This is a genomic window from Kribbella sp. NPDC050281 (assembly GCF_040655855.1).
Classification (GTDB): Bacteria; Actinomycetota; Actinomycetes; order Propionibacteriales; family Kribbellaceae; genus Kribbella.
The window spans coordinates 1-18743 of sequence record NZ_JBFAKS010000059.1 but is presented as its reverse complement, the minus strand read 5'-3'; the positions used below and the strand labels follow the sequence as shown (position 1 = coordinate 18743).

Here is an 18743-nt window from a genome sequence, read left to right as displayed (position 1 = left end):
GTGCCCGCCGCACTCGTGATCGCCGCCAAGGACCTGCGCCAGCGCTTCCGGGACCGGTCGGCACTTGTCCTCGGCTTCGTCGCGCCCATTCTGGTCGCCGGCCTGATGAGCTTCGCCTTCTCCTCGGTGGAGGCCTTTCACGCCGACGTCGCGCTGGTGGACAACGATCGCGGCCAGATCGCCGTCGCCTTGCGCACGGCGCTCACCAGTCCCGAGCTGTCCGACGTGCTGACCGTCAAGCCGACCGAGAACGAGCAGCAAGCCCGCCAGCTGGTGGACGACGGCGAGGTCGGCGCCGGCCTGGTCATCCCCAAGGGTTTCAGCACGGCGGCCATCGGTGACGAACCGGTGGGCGTTACTGTTCTCGGCAGCCCGGACAACCCGCTGCAGGCCCAGGTCGCCCGAGCAATCGCCGACGCGTACATCGCACAGCTCAACGCCGACAGGCTCTCGGTGCACGCAGCGCTGGCCGCTGGTGTGTCGCCGGCCCGGACCGAAGAGCTGGCCAAAGCAGTGGCCGGATTGAGACTGCCTGAGTCCGTCGAGGAGCGGCCAACCGGCTACCGGCAGCTGACGACGGCCAGCTACTACGCACCCGCGATGGGCATCATGTTCGTGCTGTTCGCTATCGGATTCACGGCCCACGGCTTCTTCGCCGAGCAGCGGGCCGGCACGCTCGAGCGGATCGGCGCCGCGCCGGTCGGTCGAGGCGCCGTACTGCTCGGCAAGTCACTCGCCGCGTTCGCCTACAGCGTTGTCAGTCTGACCAGTCTGGCCGTGGTGACCTCCATGGCGTTCGACGCGCAGTGGGGTTCTCCGATCCCGGCCTTCGCCCTGATCATGGCGATGTCGGCGGCTCTGGTCGCACTGACCGCGCTGGTGATTGCGGTGTCGCGGACGGAGCGGCAGGCGGACGGGACCGCCATGATCATCACCTTCACTCTGCTGTTGCTCGGCGGGAACTTCGTACTGATCAGCCAAGCGCCTGAGATCCTGCGCAAGCTGGCTCTGCTGACACCCAACGGCTGGGCCCTGCGGGGCTTCACCGACCTCGCCACGGGTGCTGCCGCGACGAGCGCCGTCCGACCTGTTCTCGCCATCCTCGGCATGGCGGCGGCGACCAGCGTGCTGGCTGCGGTCATAGGCCGCTGGAGGGCTGCGTCATGACCGCACTTGCCGTGGCCGGCGCCTCCCTGCGCCGGATGCTCCGGGATCGGACGGCGCTGTTCTTCATCGTGCTCCTGCCCATCCTCGTCATCGCGATCATCGGCACCGTGGTCGAGAACCCGGGCGGCTTCCGGATCGGTGTGCTCAGTGGGCAAGGCTCGGGCCAACCCCTTGCGGCGGCTCTGGTCGAGGACCTCGCGACGGTGGGGCCGGTCCGTACCCTGACGGACGAGGAGACCGCCCGTACGGCGCTGAGACGCGGCGAGCTCGACGCGGTGGTCTTGGTCCCGGCAGACCTGGACACGAGGCTGCTGAGTGGCGACGATCTGGCGATTCCCGTGCTGGCCGGTGGCGCGGAGTCGACGCAGGCCGCCGTACGTTCCGCGATCTCCGCCGCGGTGGCGCGGCATGCCGAGCGGGTCCAGGCGGCCGCCTTCGCGGCCCGGACGACTGACAGCACTATCGCGGAGCAGTTGCCCAGGGCCACTGCTCTGCAGCAGGCGACTCCTCGCATCGCGGTGAAGACAGAGAACGTGGCCAGTGGCAGCGACTACCTGCCACTGGGGTTCGGGTACAGCGCACCGACGATGCTGGTGCTGTTCGTGTTCATCAATGCTCTGGCAGGCGGAGCCGCGATCGTGCAGACCCGCCAGCTCGGGATCCACCAACGAGCGCTGGCCGCACCAGTCCGCGCGCGGACGCTGATTCTTGGTGAGGGCCTGTGCTGCTTGACGTTCTCGCTCCTGCAGTCGGCGTTGATCATCGGAACCGGCTCACTCCTGTTCGGCGTCGCCTGGGGCAACCTGCCGGCGGCGATCGCACTGGTCGTCACCTGGGCCCTCGTGGGCACCGGTGCCGGGATGCTGAGTGGCGCCGTCTTCAAGACGCCGGACCAGGCGTCGGCGATCGGGCCGGTCGTCGGCATCGCCTTCGCCATGCTCGGCGGCTGCATGTGGCCCCTCGAGATCGTCCCGGACACGGTCCGCACACTCGGTCACGCGACACCGCACGCCTGGGCGGTGGACGCCTGGATCACCGTGTTGTCCCGCGCGGGTGACATCAACGACATCGGCACCGAGTCGGCGGTTCTGGCCGGATTCGCCCTGGGGATGCTGGTCCTGGCCTCGACCGTTCTCCAACGCAGACTCAGCAGCTGACCCCGTCGGTCCCGCCGATGGACGGGTGCGGTCAACTGGTGGCGGCGCCGCGTACGGCGGTGATGGCGAAGCGCTCCACGTCTTGAAGGTGCCCGCCGGTGGAGACCACGATCGTGAGTGCCGGGTCGGCCGCGCCGGCAAACGCCACGCGGGCCGACCAAGGCTGCCGGTCACCCCCGGCCGGAACGCAGCAGAATGTGCCGATCGGCTCGGCGGACGACAATTGGCGTACCGCGACGCGGATGGACTCGTCCACGCCGGTGATCCGCCCGCCGACCGTCATCGGTGAGCTCACCTTCGCGCCGTACCGGGGGCGATCGAGGGTGAGGGTGCTGTCGATGGTGCCGACGACCTCCCATGGCGCATCCTGCCCCTGACCGAGCTTCACGAGGTGCAGCATCGCGGCCAGACTGGCGCGCCCTTCGCCCTGGTAGCCGACGCCGATCCGCGCCTGGTCACCGATGACCGAGGTTGACACGATCCGGTCGACCTCGGTGAAGCCCAGGTAGCCGGTCGTGAACGACAGTGCCGTCTGCTCGGCGTCAAGGTGCCAGGGCTGATGTCCACTCGCGCGGTAGCTCCGCTGCCACGCGGCTGCCGCGGCGGCCGAGCTGAACGGCCAAAGAGGCTGGTAGGCGAACGGCCGTACCGTTGGGCTGGGTGTTCGCCTCGTGGTGGTGGGTCCCGGTGACGGTTCGCTTGTCGTCGGTGTCGGCGACGCGCCGGCGGATGGAGTGGCGCTCGCCGACGGAGGCGGCGCGGTCCCAGGCTCCGAACCCGAGTCACGAAGGAACACCACAGCCAGCACGCCTATCAAGCGATGCTCGTGACCGCCGCGACGACGACCGCGATCCACATCCGCCGGGTCCTCCGGCCCAGTCGTCCCGGATCGATGCCCGGGAGCTGGTCAGGGCTGTTGCTCGTCATGTTGGACTCCCATTGCTGAGGAAGGTGATGCAGCCGCCCAGGTCCTTCCAGCAGCCGAGCGCGGCGACGTACAACTGGGGTTTGCCCGGTGAGCAAGATGAAGACTCGTGACCGTGGACCCACCGGGCTTCGTCGTAGTCCGTCAAGTTCGATGTGGAGTCCGGGCGGGGATCCTGTCGCGCCAGCCTGGTGTTCGAAGGGACAGGTAGCAGAGACCGGCGACTGGGATCGGCGCCCAGAACTGGAACAGGCGCCAGGAAACGACACCGAGTACGGCGACCCCGCCGGGGACCCCGAAGCCAATCAGGCCGGGGATGAGAACTCCTTCGATGATGCCGAGCCCGCCGGGAGTGAACGGCAGGATGGCCAGCAGAGAGGCGATGCAGTAGGCGAGCAGGAGAGCGACCGGTTCCATCGCGTGTCCGTAGGCGGCCAGGAACACCCACAGAGCCGCCGCGTCGAGCAGCCAGTTCGCTGTCGGCCAGAGCACGAAGGCCGATCGCACGTCTCGGTCGGTGAGCAGCGCCTTCAGTTGGTTCGCCACCGCCTGCGCCCGCGGCCGTAGTCTGCGCGGCAACCTGTGCAGGGCGAATCGGAAGGCGCGCTTGGCCGGCTCGGCCAGCCGAGACCGCTCCCGGATCGCCACTGCCGCACAGAGCGCTGTCGCCGCTCCGCTCAGCAGGACGATCAGGTAGAGCGCGGTCGGACCGTACAGCACCACCGCCGGGATGAGAGCCACCCAGAACACCGCCGCGAGTGACAGCCACGCGCCCACACCTTCGGCGGCGATCGCGGCCGTCACGTCTTTCACACTCGCATTGCCCGACACCAGCAGCCGAAAGCGCAGCGCAGTCGCGGTGGCTCCACCGCCCGGGACGACGTGGCTGACGCCGAAGCCGGTGAGATCGGACCGGAGGATCCAGCTGAATCGCAACGGGCTGTCGCGCAGCACGCTGCGGGTGAACAGCGAGTAGCAGACCAGGCTGGCAGCTTCCAGAAGGATGCCCACGGCAACCCACCAAGGCCTGATGTCGCCGATCAGGTGCAGTGACTCCTGTGTACCTGCGAGCTTGGGAAGGACGAAGTAGTCGACCACCGCGATCAGCAACAGCAGCCCGGCGGCGCTGCGCAGCCAGGCGAGCAGGGTCGAGCCCTTCCGTGCCGGCTTCGCGGACGGCGGGGTCGCCCGCTCAGCGGCCGGTGACGCCGGGCGAGCCATGGACGGTGTAGTCGGTCGTGCCCGGCGCCGGCTCGGCCTGACGAGCCATCGCCCGCTTCATGCTGTCGGGGAGGTTCATGATGCGGTCCCTTCGTGCCCGGGCCGGCAGACCGGCCCATTCGAGCGTCTCCTACCGGCACACCGTGGTGCAGAGCCGCCCGGCCCCACTCGTGCGACCGAAAGTCCTGCCACGTTAGGAGCCGAGCGCTGGTCAGGACGCGACCAGCAGACCGAAGCGGCCGTCGTACCGGCGATAGAGGACCCGGGCCCGGTCGTCAGTCGGGTCGCGGTAGAACAGGAAACGATCGGTGGTGACCTCGAGGCGCTCCTTCGCCGGTGCGACTCAGCCCACGCAGTACCTCTCCGGCCGGCTCGTCGGGACCGGCGATCGGCACGGCGGTCGACGCGTGCTGCGCTGCCGTCTCCAGTAGGCCGGGTGGCTCAGGCGGGCGGATGCCGGTTTCGATCATGGCTGCCGCCTGGTCTTGCGGACGCGGCGGATTGCCACGACCAGGCCGGGGAGGATCGCGAAGCCGACGGCCACGGCGAGCTCGGATACAGACAGCGCCTGTAGGCTGAGCAGGTCGCGCAGTGGCGGTACGAACAGCGGTCCGACCTGGGCTACAAGTGCGCCCAGGACAGCTACGTCGAGGAACCGCAGCCGGCGCTCACCGTCCGGGCGGGGCCTGCGCAGTGCGATCGCGACACCCAGTTGGGCCACGCCGAGAACGATGAACGCCATCGTCTGCCAGGGTGCTCCGATCGAGCGAGCCCAGAGGGCGGCGGCGAGAGTCACCGCAGTGATCAGTGCACCGGTCCAGGCAACTCGTTGCCAAAGGCCCGCACCAAGGACCTGTTCGTCCGGTGAACGCGGACCACGCCGCATCGCCTGCGGATCCGCGGGCTCGGCGCCGATGGCGACGCCCGGCAGGCCGTGGGTCAGCATGTTGATCCAGAGGATCTGGGCGGGCAGCAGCGGTGCCGCCAGTCCGAGCAGCGGGCCGATCAGCATCACCAGGACTTCGGCCAGCCCGCCGCTGAGCGCGTAGCGCAGGAAGGTGCGCACGTTCGAGTAGATCCGGCGGCCTTCCTCGATCGCCGCGACCACTGTGCCCAGGTCGTCGTCGGTGAGGATCAAGTCCGCCGCCTGCCGGGCGACCTCGGTGCCGTCCTTGCCCATCGCGACGCCGATGTCGGCTCGCCGCAGTGCGGGAGCGTCGTTGACTCCGTCACCGGTCATGGCGACCACGTGCCCTTGCTGCTGCCAGGCCTGCACGATGTCGAGCTTCTGCTCCGGCCGGATCCGGGCGAATACGCGCCCGGACGCTGGATCGGCGCCACCGTCGATGTCGGCGCCGGTCACGACTGCGTCGGTGTGCAGGCCGACCCGCTCGGCGACTGCCTGCGCGGTGCCGGGGGCGTCACCGGTGATCAGCAGGAGCTCGACTCCTGCCTGGCGGAAGGAGGTGATGACCTCCGGGGCGTTGTGCCTGACCGGGTCGGTGAGTGCCACCAAGCCGACGAGTCGCATGCCGTCCTCGGTACGGCTGGTGCCAGGTGGCAACATCCGGTCGGTGACCGCGAGCACGCGGTAGCCGTCCGCCGACAGTTCTGCAGCGACCGCCCGGGCTGTGTCGATGTCACCGTCCGGCGTGACTGCCGGATCGAGCATGACCTCGGGTGCGCCCTTTCCGACAGCGAGTTCGCCGTCGACGCCGGGCATCCGGTGGAACGTAGTCATGCGCTTGCGGACGCTGTCGAACGGCATCTCTCCGATTCTCGGATAGGCCGCTCGGAGTGGCGCCGGATCGGTCGCGCCACGGTGGGCCAGCGTCAGCAGGGCTGCCTCGGTGGGATCGCCGAGCGGCAGCCAGTCTGGCTGGTCCGGTCCGGGCGGCCGAAGGTCGGCGTCGTTGCACAGCACGATGTCCCGGAGCAGCGTTGTCGGCGGTTCGGCGTCTCCGAGTGGGACCAGGCCGCCGACGGGGGAGTAGCCGTTGCCACTGGCAATGAACTCGCCGCCCTCGGTCCAGGTGCGCTCGGCCAGCATCACCCCTTCGGTCAGGGTGCCGGTCTTGTCCGCGGCGACCACGGTGACCGATCCGAGTGTTTCCACAGCAGGCAGCTGCCGTACGACGGCCGATCGCTTGGCCATCCGGTGAGCACCGATGGCCAGCGCGAGGGTGACGACCGCAGGCAGGGATTCGGGTACGGCGGCCACGGTCAGGCTGACCGCGGTGACGATCATGTCGGCTGCTGGAAGGCCTCGGAGCAGTCCGGCTGCTGCGACGACGCCGGACAGCCCGAGTGCGACGATGCTGAGGATGCGGCTGAGCGACCTGAGGCGGACCTGCAGCGGCGTCGGACGCGGACGTTGGCTGGAGATCAGCCCGGCGATCCGGCCCAGCGCGCTGTCCGGCCCTGTCCGTGTGACTACGCCGGAACCCCGGCCACGCGTCACTACCGTGCCGGAGAACACCTCATTTCCGGAGTCCTTCTCGACCGGGACGGACTCACCGGTCAGGGCCGACTCGTCGGTCTGTAGACGGACGGCGCCGCTGAGCTCGAGGTCCGCCGGCACGATGTCGCCGGCTTCCAGCAGGACCAGATCGCCTGGTACGACGTCCGCCGCGGCGATCACCGTCGTACGGCCGGAACGCAGAACTGTCGCCTGTGGTGCGGCGAGCTGGTTCAGAGCGGTCAGCGCCCGTTCTGCCCTCAGCTCCTGCACCACACCGACCGTGGTGTTCAGCACGATCACGATGAGGATGACCGCAAGATCGGTGAGGTCGTGGAGCGCGACCGTGAGGACGGCTGCGCCCAGCAGAAGCAGGATCATCGGATCCCGCAACTGGGCCAGCACGCGGAAGACCGGAGAGGGAGGTCTGGGAGAGGCGATCGAATTGCGTCCGTGTTCGGCGAGTTGCTGCGCGGCCCCGACATCGGTCAGGCCGCGGGGAACGGTCAGCTGGACACTCATCCGGGATCTCCTGGTAGTTGTGGCGGGACGGGCGTACTACGACCCACCGGCGTTGGCTTCGGCCCGGGCCAGGGCGAACGGCTGAATGACTTCGGTGCGCCAGGACTGCGGGTCGCGACGGGCGGGACCGTGGTAGACCTCCCACGGGTCGCTGGTGCGGACGCCGTGCTCGGTCTTCAGCCAGTCGGTCAGCGCCTGGTACGCCGTACCCAGTTGTTCGTAGGGACCGATGTGCCAGACCGCGACGACATGGCCTCCCGGCAAGCTGGACGGTCGGACCCGGGCGTCACCGACGATCGGGGCCGGGACCGGTAGCCCGGCCTCCACCTCGAAGCTGCCGTCCCGCCGGAGGTGGTAGCGCGCGAAGGGGAAGCCGCAGGACGCGACACCGTGGCGGTGCAGGTAGTGGGCGATCTGGTCGAAGGCGGGGCCGACCCAGTCGCCCAGCTCGCCGTGGCGCAGGGTCGACCGCACAACAGCGGTTGGTTGCTCGGGGACGGTGCGTGACTCGGGGCGGTGGATGGCGCGCATGGCTCCTCCCTGGTGACGGGGCATCGCGGGGTACGCACGCGGCGGTCTCATGATTCGACTCTGGCTGCGTTGGGCTGCACGACACAGAGTCGAAGGTCCCGAGGGCAGACCCGTCGTTGCGTGGCCTGTCGTCTGGCGGGCCGGGACGTTCGGCCCTGTCTGCCGCCCTGGCGGCGCGACACCGTAGTGACTGCAGGGAAGCTGACCGACTCGCCAACTACTCCACGCCGCCGCCTCCGACATCGAGCAGATCACCAGCGAACACCTTCGCCTGCAGAGTTGACGCAGTCAGCGGTCACCAGGCCCGCACACCGACCTGTTCACGTCAGCGGGCCAGGTAGCCGCCGTCGATGTAGAGCTCGAGGCCCGTGACGAACGAGGCGTCCTCGCTGGCCAGGTAGGCGACACCGGCGGCGATCTCGTCCGGCCGGCCGAGCCGGCCCATCGGCGTGAGCTGCGTCATCACGTCCCAGAACGGCGTGTCCCGGGCGCTGTCGAGGATCGGGGTGTCGATGAAGCCGGGGTGGATCGAGTTCACCCGGATGCCTTCGGCTGCCCAATGCAGAGCGGCGTTCTTGGTCAGAGTGCGGACCGCGCCCTTGGCCGCGTGGTAGGCGGGCGACGTACCGAATCCGCCGCTGGTACCGAAGATCGAGCTGATGTTGACCACCGACGCGTGTCCGGAGGCCTTCAGGTACGGCGCGGCCGTGCGCATTCCGAGGAAGACGCCGGTCTGGTCGACGTCGATGGTGTGCTGCCAGTCCTTCAGGCTGGTCTCCTCGATCGTGGCGAGGTCCCCCATGCCGGCGTTGTTGACGAGGATGTCGATGCCGCCGAACTCGTCGGCGGCTTTGGCGCAGGCGGTTTCCCAGTCCGCTTCGCTGGCGACGTCGTGCCGGACGAAGACTGCACGTGCCCCGGAGTCCCGGAGGGCTTCTGCCAGCGCATCGCCGGCCTCGACCGCGATGTCCGTCACCAGTACGGCGGCGCCCTCTGCGGCGAGCCGCCATGCGGTTGCCTTCCCGATCCCGCTCGCCGCGCCCGTCACCAGCGCAACCCGGTCGTCAAGCCTGCCCATTGTCGTCCTCCTCCTTCGTTGAGCTACACGTCCAACTGTCTGACCGCGTTCCTGTCCGCCCCAGGGCCGGAGGTCTCGGTGCTGGTTGCCGATAGGCCCTACTGCCGGCTGACTTCACTGCACCGGTACTCGGAAGGCACAATGCCGAGCGGGTAGGCGTGACCTCGACCTCGAACAGGCCGTGGATGGCGTGCCGACTTGACCCTGGGCGCTTCGCCGGCGATTCCGGTCGAGAGGTCCGGGCGTGTGGCTGAAGGTCCTGGTGCTTCGGGCACGACGCCTCTGCTGACCGCGCCGATGACGGGAGACGGTCGAAGTGAGGTGGTCACGTGCTGAAGGCGGTGAGTCCGATGATCGAGCTCTCGACAAGAGATCGGGACGCGATGCTGCGGGCGGCGGTGATCGCACCGTCCATGCACAACACACAGCCCTGGCGATTCCGATTCCAGGGCTGGGTGGTCGAGGTGTACCGGGACAAGGAACGCGAGCTCCCGGCGGAGGACCCGGATCGGCGGATGCTGTTCCTGTCGTTGGGCGCGGCGATCTTCAACCTGCGTGTCGAAGCGGCTGCCCGTGGGTACGGCTCGCAGGTCCGTCAGCTGACGGACCGGCAGCGGCCGGACCTGGTGGCCGTGGTCGAGCTGGGCGGACCGCATTCCGGCCAGCTCCAACTGCTGGCGCCGTGCCTGATCCACCGCCGGACGAACCGGCAGCCGTTCACCGGCCAGCGACTGCCTGGCCAGGTTCGGGCGGAACTCGTGCTCAGTGCTCGGATCGAGGGCGCCGAGCTGCAGTGGCTCGACCGCCCGCTCCGGCGATGGTGGTTGCGAATGGCAACTAACGAGGCGGCGGCGACCGATGACGACGATGCGCTGCGGACCGCGGAGCGGCGGCGGTGGGCCGGCGGTGACAGGGACGTTGACGGGATCCCGTCCACTGCACTCGGACCCAGATCCGCGGGAGGCGAGGCGGTGGTGCGCGAGTTTGCTGCCACCCCGGCCGACGCGACGCGGCCGATGGCCCTCTTCGAATCTGAGCCGCAACTCGCGGTGCTGTCCACCCGATACGACGGGCCGGCGGAATGGTTGCGCGCCGGCCAGGCCCTGGAACGTGTTCTCCTCGAGGCGACGGCTCACGGTGTGTCGACCTCGCTGCTGAACCAGGTGATCGAACACGAGGACCTCCGCCGCGAGCTTGACGACCCCCTCGACCCTGAGCTCCGTCCGCAGTCCGTCATCCGATTCGGCTACGGTCCGCCGGTTCCGCCGACGCCACGCCGCCCGCTCGCCGACGTCACGATGCCCGACGACGCGGCCGCCGGGCAGGAGTGAACGGGTGAGCCGACCCCGATTGGAGCCGGCTGTTCACGACGAGGCGGGCGTGCTCGGCTTCGGCGAGCAGGGCTTCCGCGGCCGAGCCGCCGGCGAGAACCGATTCAACGGTCAGCCCGGGCCGCTGCAGGCGGATGCCCTCGGCGAGCGCGCTGAGTCCTCTCTCGCGGGCTGTATGCAGCGCCTGGAGCGGTACGACTCGGCCCGGCGACGGACGTGAGTAGACAACCAGTTCGAAGGCCTCGACGATGCGCAATGGTGCCGTCGCCCGGACAGCTGCGACTGTTGCCCAGTGCAACGCGTCATGACTCGCCGGCGAACCGTCGTACCCGACGATGATTGGGGGCGGGCTCTGTCGACATGGTCGGTCTCCTTGTCCCTGAGGCTCAGAGTTGGTCGCCGGCCGGGGCACGGCCGAACCGGATCAATGTCTGGGCGAAACCCGAGGTTCCCGTCAATTCCTGAGCGCAGCGACGCAGCTCAGGTCGGCGGATCGGCTGGGGCAGGTGCGTCGCCGCGACGTCATGTCGGATGGAGGTGAGCAGGATGCGTTCCAAGGCGATGCCTGCCGCGACTTGGTCCGAGCGCTCATCGCGGTCGGTGGACAGCACAGCCAGCGGTGCGAAGGAGACGGAAAGCCACCCCAGCTTGGTGTTCTCGAGCTCTGCAGCCCGGGCGAGTGCGAGCTGGACGGCGTTGTCCGGTCCAGCGGGTGGCCGGGTCAGGTGCCGTGAGCGGATCGCGCGGTACAGCTGTCGCAGCTCCTGATCGGGGAGGCCGGTCGGTTCGATCACGATCCGCGCGAGCAGATCCGGGTCGTGCCGGTACGGGCACAGGCTGAACCAGCTGTCGAAGCTCAATGACGCGGCCGCACAGCGCAGGTCGAAGACCGCGACTCCGGCTGCGATCCGCAGACCCCGCGCGGCCGGATCGGCGGTCGGCAGGGGGTGTGATCCGTCCACATAGACGTCGAGCAGGTGGCCGTTCACCTCGAGTCGCCAGGAGCGTCCGGACTCACCGCGGTCGGGATCGGTGGCGGCGTCGAGCAGCACGCCGAGCGCTTCGGTCGTCAGCTGCTCGTCGAGCATCAGGGCCTCCTCGCCGGGAGAACTTCGCGTGTTCCCAGCCTGTGGCCGTCGCGAAGCGGCTACCAGCGGCAAGCGTCCCGGGTCGCCGGGGCCTTTCGGCTCATCGCGGCCGTTGACGGACCGCAGCGTGCTCCGCTTGCGCCCTATTTCAGCTACTCCGCGGACGTCGGTTGGTCCACCGCCCAGGGCAGCGGTCGGATCGCTGGATCGGTGACCGTGGGGTACGGCGGCTCAGCGGCTGCCACCTGGCGCTACGACGCAAGCTCCGGCCGGTGGCTGCGTGCCGAGAAGTGGTCGGCGCATCGCCTCACGTGTCCGCTCAGAACGTGCTCGTGCTGACGGCCGACCGCGACACCAGCTTCCGGCAGGCGAAGCCGTCGATGACGATTCTCGATCTCGTCGACTCGGCCGGACCGGTGCAGCTGTTCACCGGAGGCACGGTCGTCGACGGGCGCTGGAACAAGCGCGGGGTCAACGAACCATTCAGTTTCACCACTCTGGACGGCAAGCCGTTGCTGCTGGCACCTGGAAACACCTGGGTCGAGTGCTTGCTGACCGGCATGTCCGTCCAGATCGCGCCGAGCAGCCCGTAGGTCTGGCAGGTAGGTGACATTCGGCCCTGGGCAGCCGGACAAGGCCGATCAATCGTGGTGCTATGAGGCACTCCCTGGTGCAACCTCCGGCTGACCTGCCGGCTCTGCTCGAGCACTGGATCGCGGCAGGTGTGATCACGCCCGAACAAGCCGCGCGGATGCGGGCGGATGTCGGCCCGTCGATGCCGCCTGCGTCACCGGAGACCGAACACCGACAGGCTTCGCTCGCGATCGAAGCGCTCGGCTACCTCGGCAGTGTACTGATCGTCGTCGCTTCATTGCTGCTGGCTTCGGAGTACTGGGACGATCTGTCGACCGTCGGCCAGTTGATCATCATCGGCGGGGCCGCCGGCACGCTCTTGCTGGCCGGGTTCGCCGTACCCGAGCGACTCGGCCGGGCCGGAACCCGGATGCACGCCGTACTGTGGCTTGGGGCAACGGTCGCCACAGCCGGCCTCCTTGGCCTGTTCGGTGATGAGGTGCTCGGTTGGTACGACGAAGACCTCGCACTGTTTGTCTTCGTGGGCGTGACGGCGCTCGCCGCGGCGCTGTGGTGGCGGTTGCCGACGGCACTGCAGCAGGCGGCTGTGGTCGCGGGACTGGCAGGTGCGGCGGGCGCCGCGGCGGCGGAGTTCCACGCGCGGGAGGGCCAACTGCCAGGATTGGCCATCTGGGGTGTCGGGGCGATCTGGTTCGTGCTGGGCTGGGGTGGAATCGTGCTGCCGCGTTGGACCGCGTTGTTGCTCGGTGGGTTCGGGTTGATGATCGGCTCCGGCATGACAATGCCGGGCGACGGCGGGATCGTAGTGGCGCTGACCACCGTGACCGCGCTGGTCGTGCTGGCAGTCCTGGCGCGCGACTTGCTCGTGCTCGCGCTCGGTGCCTGGGGTGCTCTGCAGTTCCTGCCGATCGCGATCAACGAGTGGTTCCCCGGCGAGGTCGCCGCCGCGATCGCGCTGCTCGTCGCCGGCGGCCTGCTGGTCTCGGTGGCGATCTGGATCGCCCGACGGCGCGGCGTGACCCCGCAGACCGGGGTCGTGCGCCGCGACTACGGCGTCATTCCCGCCGAGACCGCCCGTGTCGCGAGCGTTGCTGTCGCCGTCGCAGTGACCACCGCCATCATCGTCCTGGGCATCACCTGAGATACCAGGAGCGCGGAGTCTCGAGCCAGGTCAGCGGCGGCCGAGGATGCGGGACAGGAGACCTTGGCGGTTGCCTTCGGGATGGCCGGGGCAGCGGGCAGATGGCGGTACGGAAGCCAGAACCTGGTCGACGTGCATACCGCAACCGGACCAGGTGATCTTGGAACAGGTCTTGCAGGTGACTGCTCTGCACATGAGGACTCCTCGGGGTGGTGGGTCAAACGATGGGAGAGATGACGGGTGGTTGCCTTGACTCGCGGCGCCAGGCGAGCGCCGACGACTCCGCCAGCCACCGAGGCGACGACGAGCGAGCCTGTGTTGCCGCCGCGGCACTCTGGCCGAGCAGGTACACGAGCACGGGAACGGTCAAGATCGACCCTCCACCGCCGAGGGCACCGAGACTGAGGCCGATCAGCATCCCGGCGGCCACGGTGAGGAGCACCGTCACGGTTGCCCACTGACGAGTGGCAGGCCGGTCTCGGACGCGTTGTCGAAGGCGTCGTCGACGGCGACGAGCCGGCGTCCCCCCGCGCTGAGAATCGAGGCGGCGATGGAGGCTCGATAGCCGTGGGCGCAGTGGATCCACAGTTCGCCGGCCGGTACGTCGTCAAGTCGCGCGAAGAGTTCGTGCAGTGGAACGTTGACCGCTCCTTCGATACGGCCGGCCACACACTCCTCGGTACGGCGTACATCGAGTACGACGACCGGCCGGTGCCTAAGCGCGTGGTCGAGGTCCGCGAAAGTGGCGAGCGGGAACGACGCCAGCTCACCGTCGGTCCACAGCGCCGGACCTCCGGTGGAGTGCGCGGCCGGGCTGTCGATGCCGATCCGGACCAGCTCTCGTTGTGCCCGCCCGACGTCATCGGCGGTCTCGCCCAGCAAGGTGACCGGTGTGCCCCACACGATCAGCCAGCCGAGATAGGTGGCGAAGGCTCCGTCGAGACCGAAGTTCAGCGAGCCGGGAGTGTGCCCGGCGGCGAAGGCGGTCCGCGTTCGCAAGTCGACGATCCACTCGCCGTCCTCGATCCGCCGCCGGAGCTCGATGGGGTCGGCCTTGGCGGGCAGGGACAGGTCGGGTTTCTCCGGGCCGGCCGAGTTCCGCGGCGCCATGTGAGCGTAGTACGCCGGATAGGCGCCGAGTCCACCGAGGAGTTCCTGCACGTAGGTCTCCTCGTCCCGGGTGAGCGCCGGATTGGACGTCTTCTCGACGCCGATCGTGGAGGCGTTCGCAGCGGATTGTGTCGACGAGCAGAAGGAGCCGAAGCCGTGGGTGGGGTAGAGCTCCGCGTCGTCGGGCAGGAGCGCCGCGAGTCGTTGCGCAGAGGCGTGCTGATGCCGGACGAGGTCCGCGGTGTGATCGTCGCCGAGCAGATCAGGTCGACCGGTCGATCCGTACAGCAGCGAACCGCCCGAGAACACGGCGATCTGCTCCTTGGTGGTGGCGTCGGAGAGCACATACGAGAGATGAGTGAAGGTGTGACCTGGTGTGGCCAGTGCGGTGACGCGCATTCGTCCGATCCGGACGGTTTCACCGTCGCGGATCGGGGTGCGGTCGAACGAGACATCGTCCTCGGCGTTGACGACGTACCGGGCGCCCGTGTGCCGAGCCAGGGCGAAGCCGCCGGTCACGTAGTCGTTGTGGATGTGGGTCTCGAACACGTGGGTGAGCTGTACGGCGGCGTCGGACAGGGCGGTCAGGATGCGGTCGACGTCCCGCTGCGGGTCGATGACGAACGCGACCTCGCCGTCGTGAGCGACGTAGCTGCGATCGCCCAGGGACGGCGTGTCGATCGCAATGACAGTGAGCCCGTGCACGGTCCGTGCCTGATCGGTGGGCGCGCCCGTTGCCGTGGCGGGCAGGGCTTGCTGTGTCACGATGCCTGACCTCCGGAATACCGCGGGGGGTATTGTCGTTCTCCACTGTAGACACCCCCGGGGGTATCCTCAAGTCGAGGACACTCCACGTCCGAAGGAGCAGCATCGTGGCCACCATCGACCTGACCGCAGCCGAGTTCGACAAGACCATCACCGGGAACGACATCGTCCTGGTCGACTTCTGGGCGGCGTGGTGCGGTCCGTGCCGCATGTTCGCGCCCGTCTACGACAGCGCATCTCAGAACCACTCCGACATCGTCTTCGCGAAGGTCGACACCGAGGCCGAGCAGGCGCTCGCAGCGGCCGCCCGGATCACTTCGATCCCGACCCTGATGGCCTTCAAACAAGGCAATCTGGTCTTCTCGCAGCCAGGTGCGTTGCCTGCGGCGGCGTTGGAGCAGTTGATCACCGCGGTGCGTGAGCTCGATCTCGAGAAGGCTCGCGCCGAGGCAGAGCAGCGGAGCGCCTGATGACTGCCTTCACCCTCTCGTCGACGGTGCGCCGGCCGTACGATCGCACTCTCGCGGCTGTTCGTGATGCGTTGGCCGGCCAAGGCTTCGGCATCCTGACCGAGATCGATCTCAAGGCGACGTTGAAGAGCAAGCTCGACGTCGACGTACAGCCTGAGATCATCCTTGGTGCCTGCAGGCCGGCCCTGGCTTACCGGGCGCTGCGGGCCGAGCCGTCCATCGCGGCTGTGCTGCCGTGCAACGTCGTTGTCCGCTCGGTCGATGCGGAGACCACGGTGGTCGAAGCGTTCGATCCCTCCGCGATGATCGGCCTCGCGGGCACGACGACACTGAATGACGTCGCGGCCGAGGCGAGGACACGTCTCGCCGCCGCCCTTGCCGTTGTGGAACAGGAGAACTGATGCAGTTGGAACCCGCTGAGATGACCCCGGTCATCAACCGCATCAAGCGCGCGCAGGGGCAACTCGCCGGCGTCCTGCGGATGCTGGAGGAAGGACGTGAGTGCGACGAGGTCGTCACTCAGCTCGCCGCCGTCTCGAAGGCTCTCGACCGCGCAGGCTTCGCGATCATCGCCACCGGACTGCAGCAATGCCTGGCCGACGAGTCAGCCGCAGGCCAAGCCGACCTCAAAAAGATGGAAAAACTTTTCCTCGCCCTCGCCTGACCGCCAACAGTCGATGTCCGCGCCCGCACGAGGTAGCCGACGGCTGCGATCAGGACCAGCAGGCCACCGGGATCGGGATCGAACGGTACCCGCCGCGGACGGTCAAGGTTGTACTCGCGCCGTCTGCAGGGCGGTGGCGACTTCGCGGGACCAGGCGCGGATCTTCGGCCAGTCCCTGGAGTCGCCGATCAGGTGGTCGAGTTCGGCCTGGCGAGACAGGCGTTCGGTGATCGCATCGGCCTGGAGTTCGCCGGCGAAGGTCTTGACCGGTGCTGCCTCGATGAGGCGTGCCAGCCGTGCGACGTCGGGTGGGGTGGGCTGATCCTGGCTCTTGCTGCGGCCGATCGGACCGCTGTGGAAGAGCCAGACCCGGCGGTTACGGAGCTGCCGCTCATGGTCGCGGAGGAAGCGGACGGCCTCGGGGCGCCAACGGCCCTGGTAGATCGCACTGCCGACGATGACGGCGTCATACTCGCTGACGGCCAGGACGGCGCCGATCTCGTGGACATCGACCTGGTGGCCGGCGGCGCGAAGCTCCGAGCCGATGACCGCTGCCATGGTCCCGGTCGAACCCATCTTGGTGGCGTAGGCAACCAATACCTTCTTGGACATCATCCATCTCCTTCCTTCAGCACGCGGACAGGCCGGAGCCGAAGTACCCATGATCTGATCGTGCATCGGCCGATGCTCGCCCTGCAGAGACCTCGGACCCGGATCGCCAGGGTCGGATGGTCCGTCAGCGGCCGGTGGGTCCAGCGAACCTGTCGTATCGGTAGCGTCATAAGCGCCCGACGGCGAAGATCGTGGCGCAGCTGTAGGGACAGAACACCCAGAGGAAGTCGCTCAGAGGCCTACTCCTGGCAATGAGGGCATCGGCCGCGTCGCGGTGATCGCCTGTACGTCGAACAGCCAACTCGAACCCGCCGGTGAACTGAGCGCAGATGCCCTCCGCGTCAGTGGGCAGGGCGCTGATCGGTCGGCCGCTCCGCGTCCGCTTCGTCGGCCGCGTTGGCGCGGCGGTGGCGCTCCTTGTAGAGCTCGACGCCGAGGTAGCGCAGCATGGCCTGCTCGAATCGGGACGACCCGATAGTGGCTCGGCCGGCCACGTTGCGCTGCGCGTCGCGCTGCGTGCGTGCTTTGTCGATGTCTTTCATGGTCGGCTCCCTTCCTGCACCTCCAGCACACGCCCGCCTGTGGTCGCACGGAAGGGCACAAGTTCCCGCCGAGGTGGACCTGACGGCCCTGGCGCGGACCCCGGCGCCTTCGGAGCATGGCACTACAGGGGTCCATCGATGGGAGGGCGAGCATCATGATCGCGAGCAGGCACTGGAGCGTCGAGATCTTCATCGACGAGCACGAGGACGAGCGGACCACCCGCGCGGAAGCCCGGCTGCGCACGAACGACGAGACGCATCTGATCGGCCGGGGTGCCGCCCGCCGGAATCCGAACGACACCGACATCGCCGAGATCGGCGACGAGCTCGCCGTTGCGCGGGCCTTGTCGAGCCTTGCCCACGCGCTGCTCGACGCCGCCACGTCCGACATCGAGCAGGTCACTCACGAGCACATTCACCTGCAGGGTTGAGCGGAGGCCGGAGAGGGCTGGCCTGTTGCCGCAGGTGGCCGTGCTCATGACCCGGATGCCGGAGGGACGGACTTCTTGGGGCGGGGGATCCGGCCGGAGTTCAGCAGGACGAAGAAACCACTCACATTGGCGCTACCGCTCGACCCGGAAGGCGTGCCGGGTCGCTGGGAGCGCGAGGCACAGGGCTGGCACGGACCAGAGCCAGAAGCCCAGCCGAAGCACATCAGGGCGAGATGGAAGGCGATGACCGCGAGGTAACCGGTGCGCGGGCTCTTGACCAGCAGTATGGCGATGGTCAGTTCGGCTACGGCGAGGAGCAAGGCCCACAGCGTCGGGTGGGCCGTGAAGACGTTCTGCCAGCCGTGGTACACCCAGTCGAAGAGCGCTCCGTCGGCGAACGGACGGTAAGACTGCGGGGTTGTCAGGGCCAGGACGAAATGAATCACGGCCCCTGATCCGAACAGCGCGACGAAACCCCAGTGGATCGCACGGTAGACACCGGCCGAATCGGTGGACGTGGCGGATTGCGTGGTCACGAGGATCAGCCTCCGGTGGTGGCGGCGGGGATGATAGCCACCGGGTGGCCGGTGATCTGGATCAGCTCGGCATCGTGGCGCGCATGTACTGCCTCACGTAGCTCGGCCTCCGTGATCTTGTGCAGCTCGGTGCCGAGATCGGGTCGTACGACGACCACCGGGCTGAGACCGCGGCTGCTGATCACCAGCAGGTCCGCGTCACCAGACGCCTGCACCAGGATCGTGGCTGCCGGGACGGCACTGATCAGTCGCAGCCGGGTGCGCAGCGACGCGGCTTCGGCGCTCGCCCACCTGATCGCGACGTGCGCGGCCGGCGAGCCATCGATGCCCACGACAACGGGTTTGGCGTTCATGCGGATCTCCTTGACGTTGCGGGAAGGCCGATCTCCTCGGCTGCCAT

The 18743-nt window shown here is 68.5% G+C and carries 22 protein-coding genes and 1 pseudogene; 9 read left to right on the top strand and 14 right to left on the bottom strand.

Annotated features, from left to right (window positions below):
* Both AB0I34_RS40555 and AB0I34_RS40550 read left to right on the top strand, forming a co-directional pair.
* On the top strand, positions 1-1167 hold the full coding sequence (locus AB0I34_RS40555; protein ID WP_360456769.1) for an ABC transporter permease: 1167 nt from the start codon (positions 1-3) through the stop codon (positions 1165-1167).
* Entirely contained in the window at positions 1164-2324 is a 1161-nt protein-coding gene (locus AB0I34_RS40550; protein WP_360456766.1) for an ABC transporter permease, read from the top strand. Before AB0I34_RS40555 ends, AB0I34_RS40550 begins: the two co-directional genes overlap by 4 nt.
* Positions 2325-2355: 31 nt before the next feature.
* Here the strand turns inward: AB0I34_RS40550 and AB0I34_RS40545 are convergent, their stop codons facing one another.
* The 6 genes and pseudogenes from AB0I34_RS40545 to AB0I34_RS40520 all read right to left on the bottom strand — a co-directional run bounded on the left by AB0I34_RS40545 (position 2356) and on the right by AB0I34_RS40520 (position 9059).
* A complete protein-coding gene (locus tag AB0I34_RS40545) occupies positions 2356-3132 on the bottom strand; it encodes a hypothetical protein (RefSeq protein WP_360456763.1) in 777 nt (258 codons plus the stop codon).
* 261 nt (positions 3133-3393) lie between these two features.
* Complete coding sequence (locus tag AB0I34_RS40540) at positions 3394-4470, bottom strand: YbhN family protein (RefSeq protein ID WP_360456760.1); 1077 nt, start codon at positions 4468-4470, stop codon at positions 3394-3396.
* A 211-nt stretch (positions 4471-4681) separates the two neighbouring features.
* A pseudogene (locus AB0I34_RS40535) lies at positions 4682-4792 on the bottom strand (sigma 54 modulation/S30EA ribosomal C-terminal domain-containing protein); the annotation flags it as partial.
* A 144-nt stretch (positions 4793-4936) separates the two neighbouring features.
* Entirely contained in the window at positions 4937-7450 is a 2514-nt protein-coding gene (locus AB0I34_RS40530; RefSeq protein ID WP_360456757.1) for a cation-transporting P-type ATPase, read from the bottom strand.
* A 36-nt stretch (positions 7451-7486) separates the two neighbouring features.
* A complete protein-coding gene (locus tag AB0I34_RS40525; RefSeq protein WP_360456755.1) occupies positions 7487-7981 on the bottom strand; it encodes a GyrI-like domain-containing protein in 495 nt (164 codons plus the stop codon).
* 325 nt (positions 7982-8306) lie between these two features.
* Complete coding sequence (locus AB0I34_RS40520) at positions 8307-9059, bottom strand: glucose 1-dehydrogenase (protein WP_360456753.1); 753 nt, start codon at positions 9057-9059, stop codon at positions 8307-8309.
* Between the two features lie 329 nt (positions 9060-9388).
* On the opposite strand from AB0I34_RS40520, the gene AB0I34_RS40515 reads away from it, so the two are divergent.
* Entirely contained in the window at positions 9389-10390 is a 1002-nt protein-coding gene (locus AB0I34_RS40515) for a hypothetical protein (RefSeq protein ID WP_360456750.1), read from the top strand.
* Here the strand turns inward: AB0I34_RS40515 and AB0I34_RS40510 are convergent.
* Positions 10353-10802, bottom strand: coding sequence for a universal stress protein (locus AB0I34_RS40510; RefSeq protein WP_360456747.1), 450 nt, complete (start codon positions 10800-10802; stop codon positions 10353-10355). The genes AB0I34_RS40515 and AB0I34_RS40510 overlap by 38 nt on opposite strands.
* Complete coding sequence (locus tag AB0I34_RS40505; RefSeq protein ID WP_360456744.1) at positions 10777-11478, bottom strand: hypothetical protein; 702 nt, start codon at positions 11476-11478, stop codon at positions 10777-10779. The genes AB0I34_RS40510 and AB0I34_RS40505 overlap by 26 nt, the downstream gene beginning before the upstream one ends.
* Positions 11479-11750: 272 nt before the next feature.
* Between AB0I34_RS40505 and AB0I34_RS40500 the strand changes: the two genes are divergently transcribed.
* Positions 11751-12071: a DUF3048 C-terminal domain-containing protein gene (locus tag AB0I34_RS40500; protein ID WP_360456741.1), complete on the top strand. Its 321-nt coding sequence runs from the start codon at positions 11751-11753 to the stop codon at positions 12069-12071.
* 62 nt (positions 12072-12133) lie between these two features.
* Positions 12134-13213, top strand: coding sequence for a DUF2157 domain-containing protein (locus AB0I34_RS40495; RefSeq protein WP_360456738.1), 1080 nt, complete (start codon positions 12134-12136; stop codon positions 13211-13213).
* 217 nt (positions 13214-13430) lie between these two features.
* On the opposite strand, the gene AB0I34_RS40490 is transcribed toward AB0I34_RS40495, so the two are convergent.
* Positions 13431-13661 (bottom strand): hypothetical protein, encoded by a 231-nt coding sequence (locus AB0I34_RS40490; protein WP_360456735.1) that lies wholly within the window; start codon positions 13659-13661, stop codon positions 13431-13433.
* A complete protein-coding gene (locus tag AB0I34_RS40485) occupies positions 13658-15088 on the bottom strand; it encodes an MBL fold metallo-hydrolase (RefSeq protein ID WP_360456732.1) in 1431 nt (476 codons plus the stop codon). The genes AB0I34_RS40490 and AB0I34_RS40485 overlap by 4 nt, the downstream gene beginning before the upstream one ends.
* Before the next feature lie 107 nt (positions 15089-15195).
* Between AB0I34_RS40485 and trxA the strand changes: the two genes are divergently transcribed.
* Genes trxA through AB0I34_RS40470 form a run of 3 tightly spaced genes read left to right on the top strand, consistent with a single transcriptional unit; the run spans position 15196 to position 16222 of the window.
* Positions 15196-15558, top strand: a complete 363-nt coding sequence (gene trxA / locus AB0I34_RS40480) for a thioredoxin (protein WP_360456729.1) — start codon at positions 15196-15198, stop codon at positions 15556-15558.
* Positions 15558-15959: a DUF302 domain-containing protein gene (locus AB0I34_RS40475; RefSeq protein ID WP_360456726.1), complete on the top strand. Its 402-nt coding sequence runs from the start codon at positions 15558-15560 to the stop codon at positions 15957-15959. The genes trxA and AB0I34_RS40475 overlap by 1 nt, the downstream gene beginning before the upstream one ends.
* Positions 15959-16222 carry a metal-sensitive transcriptional regulator gene (locus tag AB0I34_RS40470; protein WP_360456723.1) on the top strand — a complete coding sequence of 88 codons (264 nt, stop codon included), beginning with the start codon at positions 15959-15961 and terminating at the stop codon, positions 16220-16222. Before AB0I34_RS40475 ends, AB0I34_RS40470 begins: the two co-directional genes overlap by 1 nt.
* A gap of 102 nt (positions 16223-16324) precedes the next feature.
* On the opposite strand, the gene AB0I34_RS40465 is transcribed toward AB0I34_RS40470, so the two are convergent.
* Both AB0I34_RS40465 and AB0I34_RS40460 read right to left on the bottom strand, forming a co-directional pair.
* Positions 16325-16834: a flavodoxin domain-containing protein gene (locus AB0I34_RS40465; RefSeq protein ID WP_360456720.1), complete on the bottom strand. Its 510-nt coding sequence runs from the start codon at positions 16832-16834 to the stop codon at positions 16325-16327.
* A 341-nt stretch (positions 16835-17175) separates the two neighbouring features.
* Positions 17176-17376, bottom strand: a complete 201-nt coding sequence (locus tag AB0I34_RS40460) for a hypothetical protein (RefSeq protein WP_360456717.1) — start codon at positions 17374-17376, stop codon at positions 17176-17178.
* Between the two features lie 155 nt (positions 17377-17531).
* Here AB0I34_RS40460 and AB0I34_RS40455 point away from each other — a divergent pair, with 155 nt between their 5' ends.
* Entirely contained in the window at positions 17532-17807 is a 276-nt protein-coding gene (locus tag AB0I34_RS40455; RefSeq protein WP_360456714.1) for a DUF1876 domain-containing protein, read from the top strand.
* Positions 17808-17851: 44 nt separating this feature from the next.
* Here AB0I34_RS40455 and AB0I34_RS40450 read toward each other — a convergent pair whose 3' ends face one another.
* Positions 17852-18343, bottom strand: a complete 492-nt coding sequence (locus AB0I34_RS40450) for a hypothetical protein (protein ID WP_360456711.1) — start codon at positions 18341-18343, stop codon at positions 17852-17854.
* Positions 18344-18348: 5 nt separating this feature from the next.
* Positions 18349-18743, bottom strand: a 395-nt coding sequence (locus AB0I34_RS40445; protein ID WP_360456708.1) for a universal stress protein, incomplete at its 5' end; no start/stop codon positions are given.